The 23,072-nt window shown below is 42.1% G+C and carries 21 protein-coding genes; all 21 read right to left on the reverse strand.

Going from position 1 to position 23,072, the window contains the following annotated elements:
- Positions 1–149: 149 nt before the first annotated feature.
- Positions 150–1,214, reverse strand: coding sequence for a glycosyltransferase family 4 protein (locus tag Q0064_RS10110; RefSeq protein WP_298147987.1), 1,065 nt, complete (start codon positions 1,212–1,214; stop codon positions 150–152).
- The gene (locus Q0064_RS10115; RefSeq protein ID WP_298147990.1) at positions 1,211–2,620 is read right to left on the reverse strand and encodes a hypothetical protein; all 1,410 of its coding nucleotides are present in this window, start codon (positions 2,618–2,620) and stop codon (positions 1,211–1,213) included. The genes Q0064_RS10110 and Q0064_RS10115 overlap by 4 nt, the downstream gene beginning before the upstream one ends.
- 49 nt (positions 2,621–2,669) lie before the next feature.
- On the reverse strand, positions 2,670–4,064 hold the full coding sequence (locus Q0064_RS10120) for a hypothetical protein (RefSeq protein WP_298147993.1): 1,395 nt from the start codon (positions 4,062–4,064) through the stop codon (positions 2,670–2,672).
- A 234-nt stretch (positions 4,065–4,298) separates the two neighbouring features.
- Positions 4,299–5,003: an FkbM family methyltransferase gene (locus tag Q0064_RS10125; protein ID WP_298147996.1), complete on the reverse strand. Its 705-nt coding sequence runs from the start codon at positions 5,001–5,003 to the stop codon at positions 4,299–4,301.
- On the reverse strand, positions 5,000–5,977 hold the full coding sequence (locus Q0064_RS10130) for a glycosyltransferase family 10 (protein WP_298147999.1): 978 nt from the start codon (positions 5,975–5,977) through the stop codon (positions 5,000–5,002). Before Q0064_RS10130 ends, Q0064_RS10125 begins: the two co-directional genes overlap by 4 nt.
- A 2-nt stretch (positions 5,978–5,979) precedes the next feature.
- Positions 5,980–6,843 carry a class I SAM-dependent methyltransferase gene (locus Q0064_RS10135; RefSeq protein ID WP_298148002.1) on the reverse strand — a complete coding sequence of 288 codons (864 nt, stop codon included), beginning with the start codon at positions 6,841–6,843 and terminating at the stop codon, positions 5,980–5,982.
- Complete coding sequence (locus tag Q0064_RS10140; protein WP_298148005.1) at positions 6,840–7,703, reverse strand: FkbM family methyltransferase; 864 nt, start codon at positions 7,701–7,703, stop codon at positions 6,840–6,842. The genes Q0064_RS10135 and Q0064_RS10140 overlap by 4 nt, the downstream gene beginning before the upstream one ends.
- Complete coding sequence (asnB, locus tag Q0064_RS10145) at positions 7,703–9,400, reverse strand: asparagine synthase (glutamine-hydrolyzing) (protein ID WP_298148007.1); 1,698 nt, start codon at positions 9,398–9,400, stop codon at positions 7,703–7,705. The genes Q0064_RS10140 and asnB overlap by 1 nt, the downstream gene beginning before the upstream one ends.
- Positions 9,401–10,087: an acylneuraminate cytidylyltransferase family protein gene (locus tag Q0064_RS10150; RefSeq protein ID WP_298148010.1), complete on the reverse strand. Its 687-nt coding sequence runs from the start codon at positions 10,085–10,087 to the stop codon at positions 9,401–9,403.
- Positions 10,087–11,241, reverse strand: coding sequence for a UDP-N-acetylglucosamine 2-epimerase (gene neuC, locus Q0064_RS10155; protein WP_298148013.1), 1,155 nt, complete (start codon positions 11,239–11,241; stop codon positions 10,087–10,089). Before neuC ends, Q0064_RS10150 begins: the two co-directional genes overlap by 1 nt.
- Positions 11,238–12,257 carry an N-acetylneuraminate synthase family protein gene (locus Q0064_RS10160; protein ID WP_298148016.1) on the reverse strand — a complete coding sequence of 340 codons (1,020 nt, stop codon included), beginning with the start codon at positions 12,255–12,257 and terminating at the stop codon, positions 11,238–11,240. Before Q0064_RS10160 ends, neuC begins: the two co-directional genes overlap by 4 nt.
- A gap of 809 nt (positions 12,258–13,066) precedes the next feature.
- Complete coding sequence (locus tag Q0064_RS10165) at positions 13,067–13,972, reverse strand: glycosyltransferase (RefSeq protein WP_298148019.1); 906 nt, start codon at positions 13,970–13,972, stop codon at positions 13,067–13,069.
- Positions 13,954–15,213: a UDP-glycosyltransferase gene (locus tag Q0064_RS10170; RefSeq protein ID WP_298148022.1), complete on the reverse strand. Its 1,260-nt coding sequence runs from the start codon at positions 15,211–15,213 to the stop codon at positions 13,954–13,956. The genes Q0064_RS10165 and Q0064_RS10170 overlap by 19 nt, the downstream gene beginning before the upstream one ends.
- Complete coding sequence (locus Q0064_RS10175) at positions 15,210–15,983, reverse strand: glycosyltransferase family 2 protein (protein WP_298148025.1); 774 nt, start codon at positions 15,981–15,983, stop codon at positions 15,210–15,212. The genes Q0064_RS10170 and Q0064_RS10175 overlap by 4 nt, the downstream gene beginning before the upstream one ends.
- A complete protein-coding gene (locus Q0064_RS10180; protein ID WP_298148027.1) occupies positions 15,980–16,900 on the reverse strand; it encodes a GDP-L-fucose synthase in 921 nt (306 codons plus the stop codon). Before Q0064_RS10180 ends, Q0064_RS10175 begins: the two co-directional genes overlap by 4 nt.
- Complete coding sequence (gene gmd / locus Q0064_RS10185; protein ID WP_298148029.1) at positions 16,897–17,988, reverse strand: GDP-mannose 4,6-dehydratase; 1,092 nt, start codon at positions 17,986–17,988, stop codon at positions 16,897–16,899. Before gmd ends, Q0064_RS10180 begins: the two co-directional genes overlap by 4 nt.
- A gap of 53 nt (positions 17,989–18,041) precedes the next feature.
- Complete coding sequence (locus Q0064_RS10190) at positions 18,042–18,830, reverse strand: glycosyltransferase family 2 protein (RefSeq protein WP_298148031.1); 789 nt, start codon at positions 18,828–18,830, stop codon at positions 18,042–18,044.
- Complete coding sequence (locus Q0064_RS10195; RefSeq protein ID WP_298148033.1) at positions 18,827–19,738, reverse strand: hypothetical protein; 912 nt, start codon at positions 19,736–19,738, stop codon at positions 18,827–18,829. The genes Q0064_RS10190 and Q0064_RS10195 overlap by 4 nt, the downstream gene beginning before the upstream one ends.
- A complete protein-coding gene (locus Q0064_RS10200; protein WP_298148035.1) occupies positions 19,738–20,589 on the reverse strand; it encodes an FkbM family methyltransferase in 852 nt (283 codons plus the stop codon). The genes Q0064_RS10195 and Q0064_RS10200 overlap by 1 nt, the downstream gene beginning before the upstream one ends.
- A 2-nt stretch (positions 20,590–20,591) precedes the next feature.
- Positions 20,592–21,899 (reverse strand): ABC transporter ATP-binding protein, encoded by a 1,308-nt coding sequence (locus Q0064_RS10205; RefSeq protein WP_298148037.1) that lies wholly within the window; start codon positions 21,897–21,899, stop codon positions 20,592–20,594.
- Positions 21,896–22,741: an ABC transporter permease gene (locus tag Q0064_RS10210; protein WP_298148039.1), complete on the reverse strand. Its 846-nt coding sequence runs from the start codon at positions 22,739–22,741 to the stop codon at positions 21,896–21,898. Before Q0064_RS10210 ends, Q0064_RS10205 begins: the two co-directional genes overlap by 4 nt.
- Between the last annotated feature and the right edge of the window lie 331 nt (positions 22,742–23,072).

A 23,072-nucleotide genomic window follows, 5' to 3' on the forward strand; every position in this document is an offset into this window, starting at 1 on the left:
TTTATGGGAAATGTTAGTTGTCTAAAGTTCTACAAAAGAAAAAGCATTTTTTTCGAATTGATCATAAAAATGAATGTGCAAGCCAATTATGAGACGAGCAATTACATGGCCACAATAAATTTATTTATGCGGACCAAGCTCGCGACCACTTATTGCAATAACTTCAAATAATTTTGAACCATATTTTCTAAAGAAAAATGCTTGCGAATCGTATCGCTTACATTCGAATCTAAAACAACAGATCCGCGCCATAACTTCTGCAAAGCAATTACCCAAGCATTGACGTTCTTCGCGGGAAGAATTAATCCGTTTTTTCCGTGATGTACCGCTTCTTTATTACCTCCAACCGGCGTTGTAATAACGGGTACATTCGCGGCTAAACTTTCTAATATACTCAAGCTAAAACACTCCATGTGAGTAGGTTGAAGCAAGTAATCGTAATTCGCTAATTGTTGTTTGATGGTTGGAGAATTACCTCGAAAATTGAAATTTTGTCTTACTTCAAATCGATCGCAAAGTTGAAACAGCACTTCTTCGTACGGTCCGGATCCAAAAACATCAATTTGAAGTTCTTTTTTTATTTCCTCTTCCAATAATGAAACTGCGGCAATAAGATCTTGAATGCCCTTTGTTTCACGCAAGTGCGAAACCACAACAAATTTAGGTTTTACGGTATTGCGCTCTGTTCTAACCTGAATATCTGCTGCGATGATTCCGTTATAGATACAGCTTGTACGATCTCGTATCACACAGCCAAAATCGGCAATCAGTTCTTTAACTGTATAGTTAGAAACTCCAACGAATCGATCTATATAACGACCATACAACAAGCCTTTTACACGCTTTTCAATTCGCTTTTTAAACGGATAACCACCAAGCGGTCTCGGATTGTGATCTACGGCAATGAAATTCTTTCTAACCAGTGGTCGCGCCATCTTAAAAAAAGGCGTACATAACTCGAGAAAGTGTGTAAAAACGTAATCAAACTGTTGGTTGTAGCTCAAAAAGCTGTCTTCAACCGATAAGCCTTCGCTCGAAACAATATGCAAGTCACCGTATTGTCCGTGCTCGCTGTTGTTCGGAAAGAACCACACCGGATTCCAGCCTAATTTCTTCGCTTCATAGTCGAACTTCCAAAAAAAATAGTCCATCCCCCCCACCCGATCGGGGAGCAAACGGTACGCACAGAGAATCGCTAATTTTTTGCTTTTCATTTCTTTAATCGTATTAAACTAGCGTTGATTTCCTGATTAACTTTTTTTAAACTGACTCCTATTTGCATATCAACAAACGATTTCCGCTGCGCCGACTTGTCGTCTCCATGCAACAACAGCCGATTAATTGCTTCTAAGAACTGCTTTTCATCGGTGACAATATGACTCGCTTTCAACTCGACCAATGGAATCAAATGTCGAAACTTCAAATATTTTTGATCGTCCCAATAGCCGTTGGTTCCATTCCCAAAAACCGGATTTATAACCGGCTTGTCAAACAAAAACGAATCAATAGTAATGGTTGATAAAACATTTATCGTGAACGCTGCGTGGGTTAAAATCGATTTTAAATCACACAAATCTTGAAAACTCGGCACGCGCTGCGACCAACTTTCAGTGAAAGGCGTTTTTGCCACTTTCCAGTCGGGATAGTTCCACTTAAAGAACGGATATTTCTCGGCAACCGCTGCAAAACGTCCCGGAACTTCTGCCGGAGAAGTACGCACCAAAACATTTACTGCTCGAACAAGCTTAGCTGCTTCAATAAACGAACCCAGAAAATCTAGGTAAACCGGATCGTTTTTGATGGTCGAGTCGTTACAGGTATACACAATTAGTGGTAAATCCGGATTTAAATCGAACTTTCGAAATAACGCCTCTCGCTCGTTCGTAAATCGACTGTCTATAAAAGGAACAAATTGCGGCGTTCCCACAATAGAAATTTGCTGCTCGGTAATTCGAGGATAAAATTCCAATAATTCGGCCTTCATCAACGAACTCCAAACCAGATAATGCGAGAACGAGCCAGCCATCCTGCCTTTTGACGCCAAGTTATCCCACGAAAAAACAAAAGTTGCAGTGGGCAAACCAAGTGATTCCGCAACTTTTAATAAAGGTGCAATGATCGGCGGTCGCTGATGCGTAAAAAATAAAACATCCGGGCGGGTGCGCAGTAAAATCTCGCGATATTCCTCCAAGATAGGCTGCCCAATAAAACTATTGTACTGCAAACGCTCGGCACCCAACACAACTCCTTCACTATGAAAAATCTTAGAAATCACATAAATACAACGATTAACGATTCCTTTCGGACTCCAAGCCGTTGATCGTGTGCGCTGCAAACTGTTGCGAATACCAAAATTGTGTTTGGCGTGCCGCTGCATGTGCGCTACTTCCTTAAACTTGCGAAACATCCACGTTAGAAACCGCTCGTCCGATGGGCGCAAAGGAACAATTTCAACTCGATCCGGAACTGTGGGATAAACCTCGAGGGGCAAAAAACTTAAAATCACCACGCGGTCAAATACCTGTAATGCTTCGGAGACAAAATCATTAATAATGAAATTGCGGAAGCCTACGCCATCAGTAATTACTAATCCAAGAGTGCGGTTGTAGTAGTTTTGCATCAAAACGAATATACGTTCATTTTCGTTGTAAATGCAAAACGATTTGAACTTATTCCAATTCGTGCAAAGTCTTTACAATCGTTTTATTGACAGCGCTTAACGGTACGCTTATCTGTAAGTCTACAAAAGACTTTCGCGCTGCCGCCTTATCATCGCCGCCAGAAAGTAAAAAATTGATAGCCGTTAAGTATTGGTTGGCATCTTTAACAATCAAACTCGCATTTGCACGTTCGAGAACTTCTAAATGTCTAAACCTTAAGAACTTCTGATCATTCCACAAACCATTACTTCCCGTTCCAAAAACCGGATTTATAACGGGCTTATCAAAAATAAACGAATCGATGGTGATAGTCGAAAGTACATTGATCGTAAATGCCGCATACTGCAACATCGACTTCAAATCGGATATATCTTCTTGCGTGGGTGTGCGCTGTGCCCAGGTTTCAGTGCCCGAATTTGAAGCTACTATCCATTTCGGATCGTTCCATTTTAAAAACGGATATTTTTCCCGTATCGCCGCAAAACGCAACGGATCTTCAGCCGGCGAGGTGCGAACTAAAACCGAAACTTCTTGCGTTAATTGCTTATTCTCAATAAACTGTGCCAAAACATCCAAGTAATGCGGATCGTTGCGGCTACTCGAATCGTTACACGTAAAAACGACCAAAGGCAAATCCGGATTCAAATCGAATTTCTTATAAAAATCTGCCCGTTCCTGATCAAACGAATCGGTCACAAAAGGAACAAACTGCGGCGTTCCAACCACGTGCACATGCGCATTTGAAACCGAATCGTAAAATTCCAACAAATCGGATTTCATCAAATTACTCCAAACTAAATACCGATCAAAACTACCCGCCATTCGACCCTTAGACGCCAAATTATCCCACGAAAAAATAAACGTTGATGTTATGATGTTCAGATCTTTAGCACATTTTATTATCGGAGCAATAAACGGCGGACGCTGGTGTGTGAAAAACAATACATCAACCGGATTATCTAGCAACAACTTGCGGTAAAACGCCATAGCCGACTGCCCGTAAAAAGTAGCGTATTGCAAACGCTCGGCCAGTAGAATAATCCGCTCGCTATGCAAAAAACGCGTGAGATGATAAATCAGCGGATTTAGCAAGCCTTGCACATTCCACTCCAAAGCGCGCATCAGTTGTAAATTGTCGTTTATACCAAAGTTTCCCGCTGCAAATTTCTGCATATGAGCCACTTCCTTAAACTTTCTAAAAAACCAAGAAATGGTGCGCTCGGGCATGATATCTAGGGGAACGACACGAACATTAGCAGGAAATTTCGGATACACCTCAGCAGGGAGGAAACTAAAAATCACAATTTCTTTAAAAGAGGCAACAGCTTCCGAAATAAAATCGTTAATGATAAAATTTCGAAAGCCAACACCGTCGGTAATCACAATTCCAAGTCGCTCGCGCATCGTAAAGTGTTTTCACCGCAAAGAAAATGCAAAATCTGCCGCGCTGTATGCCTAGGCTCGAAATTTAAACGGATTTAAATCGATAAATATGCTGTTTTGTTTTTGGGCGTTCCGGTGCCAAACAATCGTTCTTCATTGAAAAATCTTCTGGGCACCGTCAGGCCATCCGCTGTATCTTTTGCCTTCGTACCTCCGGCAAAAGGATGTCGCTACTGTCCTTAACGCAAAAAATCGTTACCCAAAAAGTCGTCTCAAAATCGAAGCTTTTTTCATACGAAACTTCCATTTGAACAAACGAAACTTCATAGCTGCATTCCACTCGGACTGCAAAACATAAACGTTGTCGGTATCTAAAGTAAATACTTTCAGATAATTATATTCTTTCAAAAACTCCAAAACCCGATTATCTTGGTAGTTGTTCTCAATCACTAAAACACGAATATGCTGTTTCTCAAAAGCAATTCCTTTTAGTACTTCAAGTTCGTTTCCTTCCGTATCAATGCTCATAAAATCGACAGTTTTATGACTGTCTACTAAACTAGAAAGTGGCTTTATTGCAATTTCTAGTTCGATAGCCGACCCGCCGCGTTTCTCTAATTCGCGCGCAATTCGTTCTTTGTGCTTTGCCGCATAAAAATCGGTGAAACCACTTAACATTTCTGCATATCCCGATATGGCGGTAAAACGCAAAATACCCTCGACAGCACCTAAACCGCAATTTTCGCAGCGAACTTGTCGTGCCGTCTTCAACTTGTCGAACACCTGCGGATTCGGTTCCACGCAAATACCGTCCCAACTCCTGTAAAACTCAAAAAAAGCGCTATTGCTGTAGGTTAAACCGTCGTGAGCTCCTACATCAACGAAAAAACCGCCTTTCTGTTTGGCAAAAACAACCTCATCTAGAAACCGATCTTGCTCAAATTGAGAATGATAGGTCATAACTTTCTACTTTTAGTTATTGCATACCATTTGTACTGCATGCGTACCCAAATTTTCTGCAACCTGATGCTCAGCGGAATATTGTCGAAATACGCCGAGCCGCCGGGAATTTCTACACGCTGCGGAACATTCGGCTGCTTTTCTGACGCCAAAATAGCTTCCATTTTATCTACTAAAAACGGAAATAGTTGGTGCTTGTTTAAAACATCAGTCCGCGCCTCGATAATGTACGGCAATCGCTTTTCCCAGGTATGATCATCAACAATCGATTGCAAATCCGACAATAACGTTTTAGATCGCGGATCCAAACGCACATACGATAACGGATGAAAATAGGCATCTATATCAGTTGCGCCAAAGTAAATAGGTAAACAGTAACTCAAAAAAGCATCGGCAATTTTCTCGGTCCAGTAGCCGCTATGTGCGTAATTTTCAAAAGCAATCACGTATTTAGCCGACTTAAACACCGTGTACTTATCGTCTATAGGTTGAATTCCCCTTCCGTAAATCTTCACAAAACTGTTTTGCAATTGTGCCACGACTTTCATGCGCAAATAATGACCACTCGACAAGTTTAAGCTGCTCGTTACCCAAACCACCTCGTTTGTCTTGTGCAAATCTTCGGGTTTAGTTTTCTGTAAGGTATCGTAATTGACATCAATGTGCCAAGGCAAAGCACCGTGCGAAAACGTAATTTGCGAATGCTTAATTTGTCCGAACCTATGCGCAACTTTTTTGTTTCCGAATTGTCGATATCCGGCTATTTCATTTGGTGGTTCCTGAGATATATGAATTATCCGATTGGGCGGCACATCGGTGCTAATAGGTGTATTGGGCTGATCGAGAATTACTAAAAAATCGCAGGGGTTTACCTCGTCTTCTGTAAAGATAAACCTGCCCCAACAAAATGCTTCATTGGGCGTTTGTCTCTTAATGTCTGGGTAGGTGAAATATCTCGAAATCCGAACCAACATCTTTAAGAAGCTTTAGTAAGTACAATAAGCTGACTTCTCGCAAAAGTATCATTTAAGTACTTTGATAAATACCGTTCTAAGCGAAATGCGAAACGTCTGAATTTTCGATCAAACGAACCGGAAGGCAAGAGCCTGTGAAATTTCTGAATGGCTCCAATACAATAAATATCAACTTTTGAAAAATACTGCAAGCCTACATTGCGGTAATGTTCCGAGGAGTTTGGACGCTCAGGATGCGGATCGGCTTCCTCCCATGCTTTGAAGGCTTTTCGCTGTAAACTCGACGGCCGTCCGGAAACAGGTATCATAAAACGTAACTTATCGAGCCACAAACTATTAATGGCCGGCTCGAAAAAGCGCGCTTGTCCACCTGGTTTTAACAACTGAGCCGTTTTTTCGAGAAATTGTCGTTCTAAATCTAAGGTCAAATGGTGCAAAAACGCCTTTCCGACTACAAAATCAAACGAAGCTTCTTCTTTTGTGTCGTATTGTAAAAAATCGCCAAAAACGTAAGTTATAGGTTTTGGAAGCACTCCCGATGCATTGAGTTCGGCAATAATGCGCCCCGGTTCATCGGAAATATCGTTTGCAACTACTTCAGCGCCAAGCATGGTCATAATTGCAGCGTTTAAACAATCGCCACAACCCATTTCAAGCACGCGTTTTCCTTTCAATTGTTTTCTAAAATCGTTGAGATAGAAACCTTTCCAACTCGTGTCGGTTTGGGTAGTATCGTCTAAAAATGCTTCAAATCGCTGAAGTACTTTTACCATTTTTGCGCCCGATGTACTGCTGTACAGCGCATCGTATTGCGATTTATTTTTCTCTAGCGTTTTCTCGCTGTTGGTCGAATCTTCCGATTTCATAAAATAAGCTGCTGGTTGTAGGCAATGGTTAACTCGCCGTCGCTGAAATATCCGAAATTGTATTGATCTAAAACATCGAGAATAGTTTGTTTTTCGATCACATCTTCATGTATTTCGATAGCGAGTACTTTAGTTTTTGCAAGAAAGGTGAGATCTGATTTCTGTGTATTAAACACCTCTGCTTCTGCACCTTCAATATCAATTTTAAGGATATCGATTATTGGCCACTTCAATCGGTTTTGAAGATCCGAAATGCTGATACCATGCAAACCTGTATCGGTGGTAGTTTCCTGAACACTCTTAGCCCAATGATTTCCATCGCCGTAAGAACTATTTACCTCTAAAAAAGTATCGCTACTCCAAATGCCGCTCTTAAACAAATGTGCGTCGGTCAGATTATTTTCGCAAAAATTCTGTTCAATAAACTTAAAATTTTCAGTATCCGGCTCAACGATACAGATTTTTACATTGGGAACAGCCGCCTTAAAAAAAATCGATGTTAATCCAATATTTCCCCCGCAATCGAGGAAGCATTCCGGCTCTTGATTAAAATTCTTACGATAAGCCTCTAACGTCGACTTATATTGCTCGTCTTTAAATACTTGAGTGAAAACTTTGTAATCGCTCGACGGAAAATGTCGTAAGCTAACAACGGCGTTCTTCGATTGAAATTGAATGGTAATTGCTTCAGAATCATATCTTAAAACCTTACCCGAATAGCGTTCTAAATCACAAAATAACGTATAAAGCTGCTTCTGACTTTTAGTTATCGCTGCACCAAAAAGTCGTCGAACGAAATAATTACAAATCTCAAACTGGAATGTAAACGGGAGAAAAATAAAATTTGAAAATCTCTTCATTAGGGGAATAACAATTCTGCCGAGCTAATATACTGCCAAATATGAAAACTACTTTGATTTTGGCCTTTGAAAAAAAGTTCGAGCTCGGTTTCAAGCGCTTTGGATTCAAAAAAATCATGCTTTTTCAAAACCGCAGTTTTATCCAAAACCCACGATTTCAATTCTCCGCTAAGCCATTCGCGCTGTGGCGTTTGTAACGGTCTTTTTGGTGCAGACACGATCTCGCTATTCAAGTATTTTGTAGCAATTTGTCGGAGTAACCACTTTTGTGTTCCGTCTTTAATTTTAAAATTATCGGGTTGCGCAAACACGTACTCAACGAGTCGGTAATCCAAAAAAGGTTCACGCAGTTCAGTGCCGTATAACATCGAAACTCGATCGTTGAAGCGCAGCGCGCGTGGCAATTTTGTCGAAAACAGATCGCGATACTGCACGTTTTTTAGTCGCGATTCAAATTTCAATTCCAGCTCGGATTCAATTCCTAACTTACTAAATTCGGCATTTAGTGCTCGCTTTTTAAACGGATTGACTGTTGTTCCCTGAACTACCGAATTCTCCGACTTTAAGTAATAATCATATCCCGCCCAAGCTTCGTCGGCTCCTTGCCCATCGAGCAGTACTTTCACATCAAGCGAACGGGCGTAATCGAAAATTTTGGCGTAAGCTAAGGTTGGCAATCCGCCAAAAGGTTCTAACTGATGTGCAGAAATCTTCTCAAATAAATCCGGAACTTCTTGATGCGTAATCGGGACGACATGCAGTGGAAAATCGGTTTTTGCCAACATAGCCCTAACCCACTGCAACTCATCGTAACGTGTATCGTTGCAGATAAACGTAAAAGCATTTATCTGACTCTGGTTAAAATCCTGCGCTTTGATTAATCCGAGTAATGTGCTCGAATCAACGCCTCCGCTTAAATTAAAACCAACAGCCACATCGGCTCGAAATCGCAAACGCGTGGCATCCAGTAAAAGTTGTTCCACAATTTCGCTGACCTCAGCTTCAGCCTTAAGTTTTATCTCTGAAATTCGAGCGGTAAAATCATACCAGCGCGTAACTTCTAGCTTCTGATTTTGATATAGTAACCTACTGCCAGCCGGTAATTGCCTGATATCCGCCCAAAAAGTTTCGTCGGGCGCACCGTAAGAGCCGTACATCAAGTAAGCACTCCAAACGGAATTATTGGCTTGTTTTGGAACACCCGCTTCAAAAATCGGTTTTATTTCCGAAGCAAAAAGAAACAAATCAGCAGCCAAAAAATAATAAAATGGTTTTACTCCGAATCGATCGCGCGCAGCAAAAAGACTTTTCGTTTCTCGATCGTAAATAGCAAAAGCGAACATGCCATTGAGGTGTTCGGTTACTTCAGTGCCAAATTTTTGGTAAGCGGCAAGTAGCACTTCGGTATCGCTCTGCGTTCGAAACGAAAACTCGTGCGCCAATTGCTGTTTAAGCTCAACATAGTTGTAAATCTCTCCGTTAAAAACGAGCGTATATCTACCGCACGAACTTTCAAACGGCTGATTGGCTGCATCGGACAAATCGAGAATGCTCAGCCGATTGTGACCGAGAAATCCGTTTTCAGCAACCTGCTTTACGGCGGTAAAATCTGGTCCGCGGTGTTTTTGTGCTTCCAACATCCGTTCTAAGGTAGGTTGTTGCGCCGCCGATCCGAATATGCCAGCTATTCCGCACATTTAAAGCGATTTAAGTAGTTGTTCGGCCAGTTCCCAATCGGCAGGAGTATCGAGATTAACGTGCGGTAAACCATCGGTCGCTACGAGTTCAATCTTATCGCCGTAAAAAGTACCCGATTTTAAAACTGCGGTTTTGGTAAGATATATCGCTCCATCGCGGTGAAACGCCGGACGAAGTAGCTGTCGCTGTTTCGGAAATTCGGAAATTCCAGTGGCTATTTTTGCACCGTTTTCGGTTGGAAACAAAACCCAATCGGGATGAAATTCGTGTGGTACACTTCTTACAGAAAGTAGCGTATCACAACCAACTTCTTTAAATTTGGCGACTGCGGCTTGAATCAATCCAACGGAGCGCAACGGAGCTGTGGGCTGCAGCAAACACACGGCGTCAAAAAAACGATTTTGTTCGGCGTAAGCTTCCAGCACATGTTGCACAACGGCTATGGAACACGCCGAATCTGTTGCTTGTGCCGCCGGACGTAAAAATGGAATCTGTGCGCCGTATTTCTTTGCAACTTCGGCAATCGATTCGTCTTCCGTGCTTACCATAACTTCTGAAAAGCAATTGGCTTGTAAGGCTGCTTCAATGCTGTAGGCTATTAATGGCTTGCCTTGAAGCAACTTTACGTTCTTGCGTGGAATTCCTTTCGAACCACCGCGTGCCGGTATTAGTGCAAGGATTTCCATTAATAGGTTATTGTTTTATGGAAACGCAAATCTACTGTTCGCAATAAATTTGCAATTTGTATTCCCGCATTTCCGTCGCCGTATAAATGCGATGACTCGAGCGACTTATTTGCTATTTGTTGATTGATGGCTCGAACGATTTCTTCTTCTTGGTAATCGATATCGAGAACGTTTGCTGCGCGATCACGACGGTTCTGACGGGTTCCAATATTTACCACGGGCACGCCTAAAAACGAAGCTTCGCGAATACCTACGCTTGAATTTCCGATGAGTACTTGTGCATTGGCGAGCAGACGGAGGAAGTCGGTTCCGTCCATGTTCTTAAAAAAGTGCACGTTTTCGAGTGTATGATGCTCCCGGAATGCACGAATACCGGTCGACGTACCGTCGGCACCAGCATCTATATTTGGCCAAAACCAGAGCGTTGGCTTATTGATTTGTTTAATTGCCAACAAGGTTTGTTCTACGTGTCGGCGCGACTCTTTATATTCGGTTGTTACAGGATGTTGCATAACCACCAAATAGCCGTTTAACAAATCGGGTTTAGCTCCTACTCCACCGTATTTTTGGTATGGATCAAAATCGAGTTGTGGATTCTCCAAGACTTTAGCGGCAATATCGATCGACGGACAGCCCGTATTAAATACAAAATCCGGATTTTCGCCCAATTTAATCACACGTTCCTTTGCGCCTTCCGACGCAACAAAATGATAATCAGCTAATTTAGTGATTGCGTGACGCACTTTCTCGTCGATGTTTCCTGTAACTTCGCCTCCTTGTATATGCGCCAAAGGAATATTCATATAGGAAGCAGAAATAGCTGTAGCGATTGTCTCGAAACGATCGGCGATCGAGACAACGATATCGGGTTTCAGATTATCGAAAACTGTACTTAATTCTAAAATTCCGATTCCTGTAGTTTTTGCTGCTGCAGTAAGATTTTCGCCTTCCAACACATTGAAAACACGAGCTGTAACCTGAAAACCGTCGGCTTCGATACGTTCAACGGCATTTCCGTAGCGATCGAGTAAAGCCGATGCAGCTACGATAAGCTGCAGCTCAACATCGGGTGCGTTTTTAAGAGCCGTAAGTACGGTTTTTACCCGACTATAGGATGGCCGTGCGGTGATAACAACAGCTATTTTACGTTTCATGCAATATCATTCTCAGTTAGAAAATCCCATTGTTTTAACGGGCGAAGCAGTTTTTTGCCAATAACCTGTTTATAATCGGCGGCGGGAATACCGCAATTTGCTGGTTTTTTACTTTCTAAATCGGATTCTTGTATCACAGCTCCTTGTTCTAAATCGCGATTTACCGCCAAGCTTTTGCCAAAGAGTGTTTTTAAACTATTGAAATCAGCCGTATGGTTCTTGACTACCGGATTTTGCAAAGCTTCGTACACATCATTCGCGCCGTCTATTAGCTGCTTTACTTCTGGAAAAGTTAACGAAGCTTTAGCATCTGGTCCGAAAAGTTCTTTGTCGAAAACCACATGAAATTCGAGTATCTCGGCACCAAGAGCAACGGCAGCGATACCGGTACTCGATTTTGCAGAATGATCGGAAAAGCCAATCGGGATTTGGTACCGCGACTTCATTTCGGCAAGCACATTGAAGCCGTATTCGATTGGTTTCGTCGGATACGCTGTGGTACATTGCAGCATAGCCAGCGGTGTATTGCGACTTTTAAACAACGAAACTGCGGTGTCGAGCTCGGTAAAATCGCTCATCCCAGAAGATAGAATTACGGGCGTTCCGGTTTTTGCAATGGCTTCGAGCATCAACAAATTGCTCAATTCTCCGGAACCAATTTTATAGGCTGTAAGTCCTAGTTTTTCGAGCATTTTTACGGCGGCGACACTAAAAGGCGACACGATAAAATCGAGTCCGACGCCCTCCACATGAGCTTTAATGCCTTGCCATTGCTCGAAAGTAAACTCCATGCGTTTCCAGTAATCGAAACGTGTAGCATCTTCGTAGGAGAACTTCGTGCGAAAAGTTTCGGCTTCGCTACTTTCAGCTTCAGCGATATGCAGCTGAAATTTGATGGCATGCGCGCCCGTTTTTGCAACGGCATCGATATAGGAATGTAAAATTCCGAGGCTGCCTTCGTGCGCTTGCGCAATCTCGGCGATATAGTAAGGAAATTGTCTCAAAAACATCTGCATAAAAGTAGCGTAAATTTAAAATACCTCACAAAAACTAGCGGTAATTTGAGGGCAATTAGATGTAATTCTGCACAAATGTAAAAGACTGGGATTTTATGCCGCAAAAATGGTACTTATTTGCTGCCGTTGTTAGGTGATTTTATGGAAAAAAATGGGCAAGAATTCGTATTGCGAGAGTTGGCGCGCGTTAAAGTTGGCTTTCTGATTGGTTTTATCTGGGCAGCATTTCCGGCTTTCGGCTGTATCTTTTTATTCCGCCTTGCTTCATAAAAAGGATATCGCCTCTATCCGGGCTGCGAAAATCGTTACCTATAAACTGATTGCTTGAGCGTGTCGAGAGCGGCGTGGTGTACATTGCGAAAAACTTTGAGAAACAATGTGCTCCTTTGATACCTGAACTTGCCGAAAGTCGCTGCCTGAGCTTGTCGAAGGCTTTTTTAGAAGTTAGTCCCGATAGCTATCGGGATCGCAACGTTCACCATTTTACGTATCATCTTCCCTATACTAACCCAAAATTAGTTGGTTCTAGAGCAATTAGGGGAGCTAATAGCAAATGTTTTTTTCAATTTTCGCTTTCCCCCTTTTTTCTATTTTTCCATTCTTTACATTCTTTCCCTTTTTTAGCTTTTTCCCTTTCGTAGCTTTTCCGCGCGAACGGGTGCAGCGGCATACTTTTGGGCGTTACGAATTTCCACTACAGTTTTGCCCAAAAGATACAGCGGAACACGTGACGGCCTGAACAATTTTTGCGCAGCGACGACTCGTTTGCCGGCGCGCCCAAAAAAAATGAATTCGATTAAATTAAATAATTAGGAATTAGGCGTCCAGTAGATTTTTGCGCTCGGTAAACGTTGAAACTCGTAAAACTCTTTTTTAGTGAGTGATTTTCGATTTTTGAGCAATCGCGGAATTGCGAGCAGGAAATCGATTATTGCCAGAAGCATGGGCTTGATTGCTTGTGGTTCTGACTTAAAAATGCGATTTTTAAACTGCGTGAAAACAGAATAAGCAAAACTGCGAAAAAATACGTTTAGCGGATAAAACAATAACATTAAGAACCAGCCAGCGCGCCAAGCTCTTCGGAGGCGCTGCTGATAATCGCTGTCGTTTTTACGAGATTTCACCTCTACGCGGTGCTGCACAAATACATTTGGCTGATACAGTATGTAAATATTTCGTTTATACAACTGGTAAGCAGCAAAATCTTCTTCGCCGTAAAATTTCCACCACGCCGGGTAATTTTCAATCTGACGCCACACCGATAAACGCCACGCATGCCCACAACCTACAAAGCTCTGCACGCGTTCAGACGATTGCGCATGCGCTGTATTTTCCGGTAGTTGTTTACCCCAAAAGATGCGAAATGCCAAAACGCCAACTTGCTCGTTTTCAAACGATTTTTGAATGTATTTAAAGACACTCTTGTCGACAAAATGTGCATCGTCGTCTAAGGAAATAGCAAACTCCGCGCGACAGTTGTTAAGCATGTAATTTCGGCAGTGTATGAGTCCGCGTGACTTTTCATTGCGAAGGCGCTCGACTTCCGGAAAATGCACTGCTAACAAATTTGAGGTATTGTCGGTAGAACCGTCGTCGAAAACCACTATTCGTGCGTGTTCGTAACCTTCTTGCAGGCGCAGTTGCGTAAGAGTAAACTGCAATTCTTGCCAGCGATTTTTGGTAGTGATATGTATTTCTAACTGCGATTCAGACATTTTTCAACGATTAGCTGTTTGAGATGTGTCGCTTCGAAATAGGTTTTAAGTTCGCTCACGGGATAATCGGCTTTCAAGGTTTGCTCCTGATGGCGCTTAAAGAGCTGTGTAAGCACGTTGGTAATGGTTTTTGAATCGGAAATCGTTGCATGCCACGGATAATCTGCTCCGAGAAGACGCATGGTTTCTGAACGAGCTGGCCCCAAATGCACGATCGGCTTTTCTGCAGCCGTGCAATTCACCATTTTAGCGGGAAGAAACGGACTATCGGGTGCATCGGCTTCGAGAATGATATTTACCGATGCATTATTTTGAATACCCATAACGGTATAATACGGCTCGCCTTGGGGTAAGAATACGATTTGAGGAACGTTTGCGATTGCGGCTTCGATTGCTTTTTGATGGTAGGATGCAGGTCCGATTAGATACAAGCGAGCGTTGTTTTGGACCTGCGGATTTTCGTTTAAAAAATCTTTAAATCCCTGAATTAAACCTGCGGGATCGCGTTGTTTCATCAAATTGCCGGCGTGTACCAGGTTGAATAAACGGGCATCGAAATAATTGGGAACGTCGTTTAACGAATTTTGTGCGCTTTCGTTTTGATGTGGAATAACAACCGATTTTTCTTTGACTTCAGGAAAAAACGCAGACATATGTTCGAGCAGCAGTTGCGAAGGAAAACCAACAAATGTTGCTTTATGGATGATACGCCTCATAAAAGCTTCCTTTAATAGGTGGCCGCTTTCGGTCCAGGTGTAAGGTTCGGGATACAAATGCGAAGGATAGGGATCGTGTATGTACGCCAACCACTTATTATGCCAAACTTGACTGTGTAAAACGGCTCCGTGTGGACGAAAACTACCGCCTTTACTGAGCGTAATAATCAAATCGAATTTCGCTGGATCATAGTTTTTCAGTTCATTTCTAAATCGATTTACATCATTGAAAAAAGTGAACGAAAAACCAAATCGCCCTTCTTGATATCGGTGTAAAGGCCAGTTAGACCACCGTTGTGCTACACGTTGCGCTCGACTAAGCCAATAGTTTATATCTGATTTTAGTTCTCCGATATTTCGGGTTTCGACGCCAGGGATTTCGAATTCTCGGTAACTGCTATGAATTACCGTAAGCTGAAATCCGGTATCTCGTAAATTTTGAATGATGGCCACATTGGCTCGCGATCCGCTGCTGTCGTTAACGTTGATAGAATCTACAGCGATAAGAATTCTCGGCGCACTCATTTTCTTCTACGTAAGCGTTTAACACTTTTTGCGATTGCTTTTCCAACGGCTAAAACCTTGGGCTTATCGAAGAAGTTTAGTTCGCGAAGCCTTTTAAAATCGGCAATTAGATGTGGCAACCATATTTGTTCGATGCGTTCGTGCTCCTCGCCCCAAGTTGCTTGTTGCGAAACGCCGTCGAGTTCAAAAATAGCTATTACTTGGTTTACGCCTTGAAAACGCACATGTGGATGAATGCCAATTCGAATCCAGAATTCGTAATCGCCTGCAATTCGAAAGGATTCGTCGTAATTACCGTATTTTTCGAACAAACTTCGTTTAATAAACGTGCTTTGGTGTTTGAGTCCACTCATCCATAACTGAAATAAGCTCGGACTTGCTGCATGTGTTCGAATACCTTGCAAACTTCCGTTTTTTCTTAATTGGCACGAAAACGATACAACGTCTTGTTGCAGGTATGGTAGGCATTTTTCGAGAATGAATGGATCGTCGATTAGTTCGTCTCCACTATTCATAAACAAGAGATAATCGCCTGTAGCCTGTGCAATTCCCTTGTTCATTGCGTTGTAAATTCCGCGGTCTTTTTCTGAACAAGTATAGTGAAAGAGACTGGCGTTTTCGGAAATGAATTCGGCACTACCGTCGGTTGAACCTCCGTCGATTACAATATACTCAAAGCGAATATTTTTCTGATTTACAACAGATGGCACGGTTTTTTTCAAACCCGACAGATTGTTGTAATTGATTGTAATGACCGAGAGGAGCTTCATAGGAATTTAGATTGATACACGTTTCGAATTCCTTCTTCTAGCTCAATTTTAGGAAACCAACCTAAACCATTCAATTTTGAGGTATCGGTAAGTTTTCGCGGAGTTCCGTCGGGTTTAGAAGCGTCGAAAATGAGTTCGCCGGAATATCCAACAATCTTTTTTATGAGTTCGGCGAGTTCTTTGATAGAAATTTCGCTGCCGGTTCCGATGTTTACAAATCCGCCTTCGTTGTAATTTTCCATTAGGAATACGCAGGCATCGGCCATATCGGTTGCGTGCATAAACTCTCGAAGCGGCGTTCCTGTGCCCCAAATTTCGACACTTGCGGTTTGATTTTGCTTTGCTTCGTGCATTTTTCGCAATAGCGCTGGCAATACATGCGAGTTTTGCAGGTCGTAATTATCGTTTAGGCCGTACAAATTGGTGGGCATGGCCGAGATAAAGTTCCTGCCGTATTGCGCGCGATAGGCGTCGCACATTTTAATTCCGGCGATTTTTGCGATGGCGTAGGGTTCGTTTGTGGGCTCTAAAGTGCCTGTTAACAAAGCATCTTCGACCAGCGGTTGTGGTGCGAATTTGGGATAGATGCACGTTGAACCTAAAAACAACAGTTTTTTCACTCCATGTAAATGACTTTGGTGAATGACGTTGTTTTGAATCATTAGGTTTTCGTAGAGGAAATCGGCGCGATACGTATTGTTCGCAACGATACCTCCTACTTTAGCTGCGGCCAGAAAAACATATTCCGGTTTTTCGGTTTCAAAAAAGTGTGCCACCGCCAACTGATCACGCAAATCGAGTTCGGAAGAGGTTCGCAGCACAAAATTGGTATAACCTTTATGCCGCAAATTTTCCAAAATGGCACTTCCTACCATTCCGCGATGGCCTGCTACAAATATTTTGGCGTCTTTATTCATTTATCCAGTTGATTCATTTGCGCTTGCTTTCGCATTAACTCCAAATCAGCATTCATCATTTCGTCGATTAATGCGTCGAGATCGTATTTGGGTTTCCAGCCGAGTAGTGTTCTCGCTTTGGTGGCATCGCCTATGAGTAAGTCGACTTCCGTAGGGCGGAAATACTCCGGATCGATACGAACCACCACGGAACCTTCTTGCAGTTTCGGACTCGTTCCGTTGTACTGACTAACGATTCCGATTTCATCGACTCCGCTTCCCTTCCACGTAAGTGTAACACCTACTTTTTGGAAACATTTTTCGACAAAGGTTCTTATTCGAGTGGTTACGCCGGTTGCGATGACAAAATCGGTTGGCTCGTCGTGTTGCAACATGAGCCACATGGCTTCGACGTAGTCTTTTGCGTGTCCCCAATCTCGTTGTGCATCGAGGTTTCCTAAATACAAACACGATTCTAAGTTATGTGCCATTTGCGACACGGCTCGTGTAATTTTTCGAGTGACAAAGGTCTCGCCTCGTAACGGACTTTCGTGATTGAACAATATACCGTTGCAGGCAAACATATTGTAGGCTTCGCGGTAATTTACGGTAATCCAGTAGCCGTATAATTTGGCTACTCCGTAGGGCGATCTTGGATAGAAAGGCGTTTTTTCGGATTGTGGAACTTCTTGCACCAAGCCGTAGAGTTCGGATGTAGACGCTTGATAGACCTTGGTTTTGTGCGTTAGATTAAGTAAACGAACGGCCTCGAGCAGTCGAAGTGATCCTAAAGCATCGGTATTTGCGGTATATTCAGGTATATCGAAACTCACTCGTACGTGACTCATGGCGCCGAGGTTGTAAATCTCATCGGGTTGCACTTGCTGAATAATTCGAATGAGATTGGTGGCGTCGGTTAAATCGCCGTAATGAAGAATAAAGTTTTGATTTTCAATATGTGGATCTTCGTAGATGTGATCTATACGTTGGGTATTGAACAGAGATGATCGTCGTTTCAAGCCATGAACTTTGTAGCCTTTCGCTAACAAAAATTCGGCTAAGTAGGCGCCATCTTGACCTGTAATTCCAGTAATTAGGGCTGTTTTCATTTTATACTGCTAATGTCTCAAAGATAAGTTAATACCTAAAATGCTCAAGCGATTTATTTTCTGCGATTGTTTTGGTATTTAAGAAGTCGTATTTGCGCAGTAGTAAAATACCATGCACGAAAAAGTGATAATAAAAAACCGGTTACACCGTCTTTGACACCCCGGGCTTTTACAAATGATTTGAAAAAAGTTGTAAAAGGTGTTTTTACGATTTTTAAAAAAGTAGTTCTTTCTCCAGCGCTGAATCTCGCTTCACCTTCCTTTTCGAGATATCGACAATGCTTTTCCAGCAGTTGGTTCCACGACTGCATCCAGTAATGGTGAATGTGATTATTGCCTCGGTATGGAATATACAATGCGATCCAATCGCCTAGAGCAGCACCTCCTAAATGCACTTTCCCTGAAAAAGTGTACCTATTTCGATTGACCAAAAAGGTCCGATATTTTAAACCACCCCAAGAAGTACCTTTTAACATTCGGTTTTTAAAGTAGTAACGAATTGGAGCCATGACATGACTTTTGGAATCGGCGATTTCACTTTCAAAAAGTTCGCAAATCTCAGCAGCTAATGCTTCGGAAACAACTTCGTCGGGATCGTAGGTAAGAAGCCAATCGTTAGAAGCTGCTGTGCAATATTTAACGTGAAGTTCCTCCACCAAAGCGGGATTTGTTTCGCGTATTACTCGGGCACCCAAACTTTGGGCAATTTCTTGCGTATGATCTGTCGAATTCAAATCTATTATGATAATTTCCGAGCAAAACTGTATGGAGTTCAGACATTCTTCTAAAAGATGTCCTTCGTTTCGTGAGGCAATAATTGCAGAAATAGGCAGTTTCTTCACAGCTTTTTTGCTTTAAAAGCAGTTTTTCGGACAATTAAGTGACTGGGATAGCGACAGATTCTCGCTCGTAACTGCAAATTTAGGGCTTTCCACGCTTTTTTTAACTGAAAGGAAAACAGGTATTTTACAAGGGTTCCGAAATTGTTCGCGGCAAGCTGCTGCTTACTAATTTTTGGTTTTCCTTTTAGGTGAAACAGCGAATATTTGAATGCTTGTATATTTTTATGCCTAGCACGAATATACTTGCGTACTTTTTCCAGCCCATGTTCTGTAACGCCTCCACGATAAATACTGTCGGACTCGTATGTTTCGGCAGCTTCTGCATTCCAAACATGACCGACATTTGCGACTCGCATTTGATTGAATTGCGCCAAGTGTCCAACATTTTCCATAAAAAGCAGGTACGAATTGATTTCACAAGCGTACCACCAGCTTTCGGAATCAAAATCAGTTACTAAAGGCATTGTAATTGAATTACTAAATGCCGATGCGCTATAGGCTTGAAATTGCTGATCGATCACTTGAATATGTTGAACTTCCGACTGCGTATCGTACAAACCTCTATTGTAGGCTACATCCATCAGCGGAAAACCTACAGTAGGTTTGTACTTCAACAATAATTTTTGAAATTCAGGAAAAGAACCCGATTCGAAAACCACATCATCATCCAAAAAAATATAATACTCGTAGGAATTTGAAATAGACTTTGCAAACTCGTATTGGATATTTCTTCCTTCAGCCCAAGTAGTTTTTGGAATAAAAAACGACTTAAACAAGGCCATTTCGTCCATTGAAACTTCTTCGTCGAACGTTGCAACCACTAAATCGCTTTCCTCATTTTGCAAGGAATGATATTTAAGTACATTTACCTTCCTGCCTTGAACCAGATATAGGAATTTTTTCGACATTATTTCTTGGCAATCAGGTTATTATAAGGATAATACAACTGCTTTTTATGTGGAATTAACTGCTGATTTTTAAGTTCGTACCAACGGTAACCATAGGTTTCCATAATATCATACAACTCCTGAACCATATAACCTACTTCAAAGCAGGTTGATTCGGTAAACTCCATCATTACAATAGGTTGCTGCGTTTTAAAAAAATGCGCGCCTCCTTGTAGCACAAATTTTTCCCAGCCCTCGACATCGATTTTCACCAACTTAATTTTCGAAATATCGGTTTCTTGCAAAAGACTGTCGAGCGGCTTTACTTCAACCTCAGTTGATATGGTTTGGCTTTTATTGGTGAGTTTTCCGAAGCTATTCCAGGCATCATACCCATTTTGCGAGACAAAAAAGGGAATTTTTGCAACTTGATCGGATACCCCTAAGTTGTGTAACTCTACATTTGTAAAGTTGTTGATTTGTATATTCTCAGTAAGTTTTTGGAATGTATCTGGCGCAGGCTCAAAGGCAATAACTTTTCCACTTGACCCAACTTTCTCGGCGGCGAATAAACTAAAGAGCCCGATATTGGCTCCGATGTCTAAGAAATAGTCGCCTTCTGTGAGCGTTTCTTTCAAAAATTGAATTTCCGACTCTTCAAAACCTCTGTAAATGAGTTCTGAGATAGCCGACTGTTTAAACAGTTTGATCTTTATTGTAGGCGATAAGGGGAAAATAACCGAGTCGGTCGATTCAAAAAGTCTGTTCCATTCCTTTATTTGATTCTTTTTTTGAATGGCAACCAACTTAGCTTCGGCCACTTGGAAAACGGCTTTAAACTTCCGTACCCAAAAAAGTAGTGTTGTTATCATCTTCAGGAATTAGAATTAGAGCGAATGGAATTCCACAAAAGACGCGGCATGATACTTCCCGGACGTGTATCTGCGTAAGCGCGATTCAAACCGTTTATGTTAATGATTTCAATTGGTATGGCTAAATCGTCGTCGTGAAGTACCCAACGATTGTTATGAATTCCGATAGCGGGCTGAATTTTGTACGCACCTGGCGCTAGCAACTTCTCGGGAATTCGAGCTGAGAAACGGTAATTGCCTTCTGGAAAGTACGATAGTTCGGTGGCGTCGTCGTCGTGAAAACCTCGAAATAAAACGGTAGCCGACTTTTCCTCTAACAAATCGAAACCAATTCGCAATCCGGAACACGCTTGTTTAACGGTCACATCAAATAAAATTTCCACCTGTTCAATAGTATCAAAAGCTAAATTTCCTTGTTCGGAAACTTGCACTAGTATTTGATTGATGGAAACTGTTTCGTCGTTTAATGAAGCCAGGCGATCCTGTAGATTAATGCTTTCCAGTTGCTCAGCATCGGCACTCAAATACTTGCTGATAACATCGGCGGTCGCTCCACTGTATATTAATTCGCCATTTTTTAGTAAGAATGAACGCGAACACAAGGTTTGCACCGCGGTTAAATTGTGGCTCACAAAGAGTACAGTTCTTCCTTCGCCACGAGATATATCTTGCATTTTTCCCAGTGCTTTCTTTTGGAACTCGGCATCGCCAACAGCTAAGACTTCATCAACAATCAGAATATCGGGTTCCAAAAAAGCTGCTACGGCAAAGGCTAAACGCACAGTCATCCCTGAACTGTACCGCTTAACGGGTGTATCAATATAGCGCTCGCAGCCCGAAAACGAGATGATATCGTTGAGCTTAGAGGCGATTTCTTTTTTTGTCATACCCAGAATTGCGCCGTTGAGAAATATGTTTTCACGTCCGGTCAACTCGGGATGAAATCCGGTTCCCACTTCTAATAAAGAGGCGATTCTGCCAGTATACTTTACTGTTCCAGCGGTAGGTGCGGTAACTTTAGATAAAATTTTAAGCAAAGTCGATTTCCCTGCGCCGTTCTTACCAATAATTCCTACAACTTCGCCTCGTTGCACTTCAAAATTTATGTCTTTTAAGGCCCAAACGTAAGCACTGTTACCTTTAGCACTGCGGTCGTTAGCTTCGCCTACTTTTAAGTACGGATCGGGTAAACCTCGAACTCGATGCCACCAGCGATTTAAATCGTGACTTAACGTCCCCGTTCCTACTTCACCCAAACGATATTGCTTGGATAGGTTTTCTACTTTCAAAATTACTTCGCTTGCTATCATACCGTATCAATAAAGCTGCGTTCTGTAGCATTAAAAATTATACTTCCGAAGATAAAAACCAGCAAAGAACAAAGTGTACATCCTAAAAAGCTAATCCAAGAAAAAGTTCCGGTACTCAGCAACATATAACGAGCGTGCTCGATGATATACGCCAGCGGATTGTAATCAACAATCCACGCATAATTAGGGAGTTTTTCGCGTATCATCGCCAGCGGGAAGGTAACGGCGGAAACATACATTAAAAGCTGAACACCAAAACTGATTAAAAAACTTAAATCGCGGTATTTGGTAACAAGAGCCGAAATAAACATTCCCAATCCGAGCGAAAGCAAGGCCATGTTCAACAAAACTATAGGTAAAAGAATCGCGTAAACACTAACACTTACTGAACTTCCTTGCGCGATGTAATACAGGTAAAACCCTACAAAAATTGCGAATTGAAGCAAGAACTTAAATAAGTTCGATACCACAATCGACAACGGCATTATGATTCTCGGAAAATAAACTTTGCCAAACAATGAGGCATTCGTCTTGAAAACATCCGAAGTAGTTGTTAAACAAGTGGAAAAGTAGTTCCAAACGGTAATGCTTGCCAGGTTAAATAAAAATGGAGGCACCGAACCCGTTTCAATTCCCGCTAAATTATTGAACAACAAAGTGAATATTAGCGACGTAAACAAGGGCTGTATGAAATACCACAGCGGACCCAAAATGGTTTGTTTATAAACAGTTACCACATCTCTGCGTACCAACAAAACTAACAAATCCCGATAGCGCCATATTTCGGCTAACGGAAAATACAGTAGCTTGCTCTGTGGCCCTATCTGATTCTCAAATCGCATTAAATTTTTCTGTGCTTATTTTCGAACCAAAGATAAAAGAATCGAGCGATTGCCCTACTAAAAAATAGATTCTTGCTTTTATTTGGGTGTGCCGGCGCTGTGGTGGCTTCGCCGAAGTGTTGTGGCGCCGTCGCGTGCTCCACTGTATCTTTTTGCCAAAACAGTCTTGGAAATTCCGTAAGGCAAAAAGGATGTCATTGCGCCCGCTCACACAGAAAATCGTTCCCGCATTTCAACGTCATCTAAAAACTTTTCCAGAAAAACGTGCATAAAAAAAGCGCGGCCTTTCGACCGCGCTTCTTTGCTTTATCAGAACCTTGTCTTAGTAACC

It is taken from the genome of Flavobacterium sp. (genome assembly GCF_027490375.1).
GTDB lineage: Bacteria > Bacteroidota > Bacteroidia > Flavobacteriales > Flavobacteriaceae > Flavobacterium.